Source organism: Geobacillus sp. PK12, assembly GCF_004123125.1.
Taxonomy (GTDB): domain Bacteria; phylum Bacillota; class Bacilli; order Bacillales; family Anoxybacillaceae; genus Geobacillus; species Geobacillus zalihae.
In genome coordinates, this window is the sequence record NZ_SDKL01000104.1 from 1 (window position 1) to 1,284 (window position 1,284).

At 46.7% G+C, this 1,284-nt stretch carries 1 protein-coding gene; it reads right to left on the bottom strand.

Features of this window, described 5'->3' with window-relative positions:
- A partial coding sequence (locus ETR37_RS18135; protein WP_129447635.1) for an ISL3 family transposase occupies positions 1–1,156 on the bottom strand: 1,156 nt, incomplete at its 3' end.
- Between the last annotated feature and the right edge of the window lie 128 nt (positions 1,157–1,284).

The following is a 1,284-nucleotide window of genomic DNA, read 5'->3' on the forward strand; positions in this document are numbered from 1 at the left end:
TTTCTAGCCGAACCCGCAATGCAAAACGCTGGATATTTCTGTATCCGTATCCCCGACGTTTCATCAGCTTGATCTTGTTATTTGTTCCCTCCATTTTCCCATTTGAATAAGGGGATAAAATGCACGATATGATTTCGTCTGTTCGTTTGACGAGTGATTTTGCGATGGCGCGAACAGCAGAACAAGGACAAAACAAATACCGATGAACCCAGGCGTTCAAACGACGTTTCGCTTGTCGCTCGCTTTGGCTTTTGGATACATAACGAAAATGTTGAAGGGATTGATAGACAGCCTGCAAGGAATCGCTCTCTTTCTGCCACTCTCGCACCGTTTGGCTCTCCTCCTCGGTGAGTTTCTCGGGACACTGGGTCAATAAGCGGCAAACATACCGAACATGCCCGTGTTTCTTGTTCCCTTTTCCGAAGGATTGGCGGCATCGATCCAACGCTTCCGTAAACAATTGAATCACATGAAAATAATCGACCACATGCTTCGCTTCCGGACACACCCCTTGAATGGCTTTTTTCATCGCTGGAGCCAAATCACTCACGACATACTGAACAGAACCAGACACAGGAGCCAACACACGTCCAATGGCTTCCTCGTTCTTTCCTGCTTCAACGGCATACACTTCTCCCGTTTCGGCATCCATGACTGCCACTCCGTAATCATGTCCTTTTCGAAACGCAAACTCATCGACACAAACTGCCTTTGGTTGGATGTCATTCGATAGGAAGGAAGGGGCATGAGTATAAAACCAGCGTTCAACGGTCGTGTACGGAAGCTTGAGCATACGAGCCACCGCCTGAATGGATGTTCCGATGCAAGATTGCGCCACCCATTGCTGAAACGCATCCGTCGCTGCACTTCGAGGGGAAATTCCGGGATAAGACGTGCTGAATGTCATGCCACATGTACAACAACGTCTACGCTCCACAGGGAGTTCCACCCAAAAGATGCCGATCCGTTGAGCATACCCATGCATCCATTGCTTCTTTTTTCCTGTCATTTTGATCGTGCGTTTCAAGCAAACAGGACATAACGGGCATTGTTCGGGAAGAGAAAGTTCGAAAATCCAACGTTCTTCTTCTTTTCGCACCTTTTGAATCAAAACATCTGGTAAATCGATGAGTTCTTTGATAAACTGAGCGTACATGCGAATTTTCCTCCAATGGTTTGGTTTGGACACCTTTACCATACAGGAAAATTCGCATTTTTTGTACCCTCTATTTTCTCTATGCACACCGATCTTCAATGATCAAGTACAACTTGTGGTGAAGAGCC